7 protein-coding genes are annotated in these 6384 nt (G+C 41.3%); all 7 read right to left on the bottom strand.

The window, feature by feature from the left end; genetic code table 11:
• Positions 1-258: 258 nt before the first annotated feature.
• On the bottom strand, positions 259-1923 hold the full coding sequence (locus STRDD10_RS04275) for a DAK2 domain-containing protein (protein ID WP_067193410.1): 1665 nt from the start codon (positions 1921-1923) through the stop codon (positions 259-261).
• A gap of 2 nt (positions 1924-1925) precedes the next feature.
• Complete coding sequence (locus STRDD10_RS04270) at positions 1926-2291, bottom strand: Asp23/Gls24 family envelope stress response protein (RefSeq protein WP_067193408.1); 366 nt, start codon at positions 2289-2291, stop codon at positions 1926-1928.
• Positions 2292-2477: 186 nt separating this feature from the next.
• A complete protein-coding gene (gene rpmB / locus STRDD10_RS04265) occupies positions 2478-2666 on the bottom strand; it encodes a 50S ribosomal protein L28 (protein ID WP_001140948.1) in 189 nt (62 codons plus the stop codon).
• 105 nt (positions 2667-2771) lie between these two features.
• Complete coding sequence (locus STRDD10_RS04260; protein ID WP_067193405.1) at positions 2772-3446, bottom strand: LiaF transmembrane domain-containing protein; 675 nt, start codon at positions 3444-3446, stop codon at positions 2772-2774.
• A gap of 4 nt (positions 3447-3450) precedes the next feature.
• A complete protein-coding gene (locus STRDD10_RS04255) occupies positions 3451-3897 on the bottom strand; it encodes a LytTR family DNA-binding domain-containing protein (protein ID WP_067193403.1) in 447 nt (148 codons plus the stop codon).
• Positions 3898-4084: 187 nt separating this feature from the next.
• On the bottom strand, positions 4085-4999 hold the full coding sequence (locus STRDD10_RS04250; RefSeq protein WP_067193401.1) for a DUF4299 family protein: 915 nt from the start codon (positions 4997-4999) through the stop codon (positions 4085-4087).
• A 96-nt stretch (positions 5000-5095) separates the two neighbouring features.
• Positions 5096-6079 (bottom strand): oxygen-dependent tRNA uridine(34) hydroxylase TrhO, encoded by a 984-nt coding sequence (gene trhO / locus STRDD10_RS04245; protein WP_067193399.1) that lies wholly within the window; start codon positions 6077-6079, stop codon positions 5096-5098.
• Between the last annotated feature and the right edge of the window lie 305 nt (positions 6080-6384).

The following is a 6384-nucleotide window of genomic DNA, read 5'->3' as shown; positions in this document are numbered from 1 at the left end:
AAGTCATGACTCCTGCTGCTACTAAACTCATTGCGACAATTACTTTATGTTTCATTTTTTCTTCCTCCATTTGATACATCTATTATAATTCTTTGAAGCATGTGTCACTAGAAGCTTCTGTCATGAGGTTAGATGACATTTGTCATGTCCTCCGCTCATGGTTTCATCACCATTTGAACAGTTTTCTGATAAAGAGAAAGTAACCCACCTTGCTTTCTTTCCAGGAACACAAAAAAGAGCCGACTCGACTCTTTTTTCTTATTCTACACTAAATAGATATGGATAAACGGGTTGTCCACCTTGATGGATTTCGACTTCGATATCTTCAAAATCATTAGCTAGTTCCTGGGCAATTTCTGTCACTAGCTCTTCACTTCCTTCTTCACCAACATAGAAGGTTACGATTTCGCTATCTTCGTCCAACATCTGTTTCAAGGTTTCTGTCAAGGTTTGGTGCATATCTGGATTTGATACAAGGATCTTGCCATCTACCATTCCAAGATTATCATTTTCATGGATTTCTAAGCCATCAATGGTTGTATCGCGAACAGCTGTGGTGATGCTGCCACTGATAACATCACTAAGAACAGCCGTCATGCGCTCTTGGTTTTCTTGGATGGATTTGCTTGGATCAAAGGCCAAAAGGCTGGTCAATCCTTGTGGAAGCGTACGAGCTTCTACCACCACTGCTGCCTGGTCGAGCACTTCAGCGGCAGATTGTGCTGCCATAAAGATATTTTTGTTGTTTGGCAAGAAGATAATATTGCGCGCATTTACCTCTTGGGCTGCCTTGACAAAATCTTCTGTCGATGGATTCATAGTTTGGCCGCCCTCAATCACATAATCCACCCCTTGGGCACGGAAAATGTCTGCTAAGCCAGAACCTGCCACCACTGCGATAACCGCATATTCCTTCTCTTCTACAGGCTTGCTTTGATTGGCTTCTTTTTCCACCTGGGCTTCGTGTTGGTTACGCATATTGTCAACTTTTACCTTAACCAAGCTACCATATTTGAGACCTTCTTGCATAACAAGACCTGGATCTTCTGTATGGACGTGGACCTTGACGATTTCATCATCATTGACAACCAGGAGAGAATCTCCAAGTTCGTTCAAATAGTTACGGAATTCGTCGTAGTCAAAGTCTTTGGCATAGGTTGGACCTTGCTTAAGAGCTACCATGATTTCAGTACAGTAACCAAACGTAATGTCCTCAGTCGCTACATGACCAGCTACAGACTTATGATGCTCTGCATTGATCATTTCACTCATATTAGCAGGAGTCGCTACAAAGTCCTCAGATGCAATATATTCACCAGTAAGAGCTGATAGGAAACCTTCATAGATGAAGACCAGACCTTGACCTCCTGAGTCCACTACACCAACTTCTTTGAGAACTGGAAGCATATCCGGTGTTTTTGCAAGAGCTGATTTAGCACCTTCTAGAGCTGCACGCATAACTTCCACGGCATCGTCTGTTTCTTCTGCCTTTTTCTTAGCAGTGATGGCTGCGCCACGAGATACGGTCAAAATGGTTCCTTCTACCGGTTTCATGACTGCCTTGTAAGCTACTTCAACACCCGATTGGAAGGCCAACGCCAGGTCCTTCCCTGTCAATTCGTCCTTGTCTTTAATGGCTTGAGAGAAACCACGGAACAATTGAGACGTAATAACACCGGAATTCCCACGAGCTCCCATCAAGAGACCCTTGGCAAGGATTCCTGCGACTTCACCAACAGTTGAAGCTGGCTTATCAGCGACTTCCTTGGCACCATTTTCAATGGTCATGCCCATGTTGGTTCCTGTATCACCGTCGGGTACAGGGAAAACGTTGAGTGAGTTAACATATTCTGCTTGTTTATTCAGACGAGTAGATGCGGCCTGCACCATTTCCTGAAATAAACTGGTTGTGATATTTGACACGATTATTCTCCTACTACTTTAATGTTTTGAACATAGACATTCACAGCATGGGCTGAGATTCCAAGTTGATTTTCTAAGCTGAATTTTACACGTTCTTGGATATTTTTTGACACTTCACTAATCTTGGTGCCATAGCTCAAAACCGTGTAGACATCTACTCCGATACTGCCATCTTCGTCTGCCTTGACTACTACACCTTTGGCGTAGTTATCCCGTCCCAAAAGAGCCTGGAAGTTATCTTTCAAAGCATTTTTACTAGCCATACCGACAACACCAAAAATCTCCGTTGCAGCACCACCAACAATTGTCGCAATGACTTCATCTGTCAATTCGATTTGACCATCTTTTGTGTTTAGTTTTACAGTCATATTGTTACCTCTTTGTTTTTCTAGCCATTTCAATAGATAAAAAGAAATACTATTCCATACTTCATTTTACCATAAATTCAAGCGACTGTAAAAGCACAAGAGTAGAAAATGATTGTTTCAGCTGATTTTTGTGAGGGCTTTCTTGCACAGAAAAGAGACCCCATAGGTGAGGTCTCTATTTTACAATTAAACGCGTTCAACTTTACCAGATTTCAAAGCACGAGCTGAAGCCCAAACTTTTTTAGGTTTACCATCGATAAGAACAGTAACTTTTTGAAGGTTTGGTTTTACGGCACGTTTGGTTTGGTTCATCGCGTGTGAACGGTTGTTTCCTGACACAGTCTTACGACCTGTAAAGTAACATACTTTAGCCATTGTGTTTTCCTCCTATTAGATCTAATATAGCGGATGTGCTAGCACCACATACCGTACTATGTTATCACACTTTCTCACTTTTGGCAAGAGAATTAGAAGATTTTTTTATTTAACGTAGACAATCCCTAGTTTACCAAAGGCGACTTCCCCGCGGATAACCAAGGTTTTGCTGGTCGGAGCTACAGGCGCTTCCGCCTTGGCTACTCCACAAGAAGTCTCCACCTTCAGATCTACCCGCCAGTGTTGGGGTACATAGATAACTGCATTCCCTAAACTGACTTCTACCTTCAAGGTTGCGCTATCACCTAACATCTCTGCATTGTCATAATAAATCTTGGCATTCCCACAGCTAACTTCAAACTGGTCTTCTACCAAGTCTTGGTCCTGTTTGTAAAAAGTTCCACTACCAAAAGCAACTTCCTTTTCTGTTAGAATAGTCTTTTCAGCGTCATACCACCATTTCTTTCCGTTCCATGTTTTACTAGAATTAGTTAGCATACCAACCCCGAGAACGATTAGCACTCCAGCCCAAAACAGTGACTGATTGGGAATTGGCAAAATATCATAAAAATGATTAGCAATCATGAGCGCTATGAAAGCTGTGAAAACTGCTGATGTCAAACGACGGCGAAGCAAAGCATCAACTGATTGATAGGCAAAAAATCCAATACCAATCAAAGGCCAAATGTGTCCTCCCAGGGAAGGAATACCAAAATTTCCCTGCAATAATACTAAGGCCGCCAAAACAAGCAACACAATACCAAATACTTTCTTTTTCATCTTCTCACCTCATATTTCTTAGATTTTCTTTTAGGAGGGATTGGTAATGTCGTGAGACATGAACCTCCTTGTGGGTCTGATAAAAGGAAATGGTGCCAGTTCCTGAAAAGGACTTATCCACTGAGTAAATCTGACGGATGTTTGCGATCGTTGACTTGGATACCCGACTAAAATAGCGAGGAAGGATAGACTCTAACTCATAGAGTTTAAGCCGAACTTCGTAGGCCTCTTTCTGGGTATGGGCATAAATCTTGTTCCCTTCCGTCTCAAAAAAGAGAATTTCTGACATGTCTAGATAATATTCACCGGTTCCCTTGTAAAACGTCAACCTTGGAGCCTTGGTTTCTTGCAAGAGTCGTTGCAAATCCGCAATCTCATCTGTCAAAGTAGGGGTCTTGATGACAATTTCAGTTTCTTCTAAATCGCCGTCAATCTCAATTCGTAACTTCATCACATCTCCTTTCTGACTCTACTATAGCAAAGCTAAGCTCGGAATACAAGAGCAAAAAAGCAAGTGGTTAATTTGAAGTAGTAAGTGGGTGTTTGGAGCAAGCAAAAAGGACCCAAATAGATCCTTTAAAATAGAAATGAAACTTTCTGGTAGTTCTAAAACTTTCAAAACTACTTCTACTACATTCTCAAACAAGCTCGTTTTGTCCTAATCGTGCTAATTCATTCAAACGTTCTTTAGACAGTTTTTTAATCACAATCTGGTTAGCATCCAGCTGCTCAAATTCTTCTGTTCGTAAGGCGACTAAAAAATCTTTTAGAGTAACAGATGCTATCGACTGATAGCTCTCCGGCTTAGACGAATCCCCATCTATGGACACCAACTGCACCTCCCACTGAATCTCTCCTGATAGTCCAACTGCTTCTACATACTCCGTTGGAACATGAGGATGACGAGGGAGCATAGTATCGGTCTCTTCCGTCAAACTATAACAAGCCAAAAAAATTCCTGTTTCTTTTTGTTGATAAAAACGGACCTGACTGAAATGAGCAGTAGAATACTGAATTCTTTTAATGAATTGTGCATAAGTCTTCAAAGGTTGAGAATGCTCTAGAAACCCTAAAACTTGGTCTCGGTCTAAGTAAACAGGATGAGCAAATCCTTGCACTACAAATTGCTTCAAATCCTTCTCATAGACCAGCTGGCGAAACGTTTTTAGAGTAATTACTTGATAATCAAAATCAAAAATTGTCACCGAATCAAAACTACGCCCATCACTCACTAAAATTTCTGACCCCATCGCTTCTGCCAACCAACTTGACCATTGAAGAGCGAGTTGCCAATCGTCCTCGGTCGCGAATGATGAAACCTTTATCTGATAACTTTCTTCTTCATCAAAGTAACGCAACCCCAAGGGAAGACCACTGACTCCAAAAACAATGCAAGACAATGCTTGAAACTCATTGAGAGAACGGTTTAAGTGTGTAGCATCATAGCTATAAGTTGTCATCCCGTCAGTAAAAGCAAGTACTTCTTTTGCTGATAATACTTTTTGGTAACCAAATAAACTCTTTTTATTTCTGATTGAAAATACAATACTCATCATTCTCTCCTTTTGTAATCGCTTACCAAAAGTATACCACACTTTCTTGATTTTTTCCATATAAAAAACAGCCTGATTTTCAAGCTGTTTCCAAAGTTAAGCAGGTGTTACACTCAAGCTTTCACCAATAGCCGCAAGGCGTGCAACCACTTCTTCTTGGCTCAAACCATTTTCAGAGACATAACGGTTGCGTGGATGAACACGGCATTCATGTGAGCAACCACGGAGGTACTTAGCTTCATTTTCCTCTGAAGTCAAGATACGGCGGTTACAGTAAGGGTTTCCGCAGTTGACATAGCGTTCACAAGGCGTCCCATCGAACCAGTCCTTACCGACAACGATAGGGTCTACATGGTTGATGTCAACGGCAATCCGCTCGTCAAAGACATACATCTTTCCATCCCAAAGCTCGCCTTGAACTTCAGGGTCCTTACCGTAAGTTGCAATCCCACCGTGCAATTGGCCGACATCTTTGTAGCCTTCACGCACCATCCAACCTGAGAATTTCTCACAGCGGACACCACCCGTGCAGTAAACCACCACGCGCTTGTCCATAAATTCTTCCTTGTGGTCACGGACCCATTGAGGCAGCTCACGGAAGTTGCGAATGTCTGGACGAATAGCGCCACGGAAGTGACCTAGGTCGTACTCGTAGTCATTGCGGGTGTCCAAAACAACGGTATCTTCATCAAGCAAAGCTTCCTTAAATTCTTTTGGAGACAAGTAAGCACCTGTTGTTTCAAGTGGGTTGATATCATTATCAAAGTCATTGTCTTCCAAACCAAGGTGGACAATCTCTTTCTTGTAACGGACAAACATCTTTTTGAAGGCTTGCTCTTCTTCAAGGTCAATCTTGAACCATAAGTCTTCCATACCTGGAAGGCTGTGAACGTAGTCCATGTATTTTTGTGTGGTTTCAAAATCACCGGAAACCGTTCCGTTAATGCCTTCATCAGCGACTAGGATGCGACCTTTGAGACCGATAGATTTACAAAAAGCCAAGTGATCAGCTGCAAATTGCTCAGCATTTTCAATGGGAAGGTATTGGTAATATAATAAGACGCGAATATCTTTTGCCATAAGATTGCTTCTCTTTTCTAATGTTAAATTTTCTGAACTTTTAATTCATCTTATTATATCGTTTATAGGAGCCTTAAGCAATTTTTTTGCCCAAAAGATTTTAAAAAACAGAAACTAAGCCAATCGTTTCAGTGCACCTCTAGTCATTAGCACTTGAATACAACAAGTGCATAGCCCCTTTTTCATACTAAAAATTTCATCAAATGACTATCTTTTTAAAAAAGGGAATAGTTGTTAGCTGTATCAATATCATTCTACATTTAATTGAGTCTTTTATCTTCTCTCGCAGACTTTATACTCTTCGA

Source organism: Streptococcus sp. DD10 (assembly GCF_001578805.1).
Taxonomy (GTDB): Bacteria; Bacillota; Bacilli; order Lactobacillales; family Streptococcaceae; genus Streptococcus.
This window is presented reverse-complemented; position numbering and strand designations above follow the sequence as displayed.

Coding starts and splice junctions, on each gene's coding strand:
- STRDD10_RS04270 (WP_067193408.1), bottom strand. CDS start 2,291: ATGACTGTAAAACTAAACACAAAAGATGGTCAAATCGAATTGACAGAT.
- STRDD10_RS04250 (WP_067193401.1), bottom strand. CDS start 4,999: ATGAGTATTGTATTTTCAATCAGAAATAAAAAGAGTTTATTTGGTTAC.
- STRDD10_RS04260 (WP_067193405.1), bottom strand. CDS start 3,446: ATGAAAAAGAAAGTATTTGGTATTGTGTTGCTTGTTTTGGCGGCCTTA.
- rpmB (WP_001140948.1), bottom strand. CDS start 2,666: ATGGCTAAAGTATGTTACTTTACAGGTCGTAAGACTGTGTCAGGAAAC.
- STRDD10_RS04255 (WP_067193403.1), bottom strand. CDS start 3,897: ATGAAGTTACGAATTGAGATTGACGGCGATTTAGAAGAAACTGAAATT.
- trhO (WP_067193399.1), bottom strand. CDS start 6,079: ATGGCAAAAGATATTCGCGTCTTATTATATTACCAATACCTTCCCATT.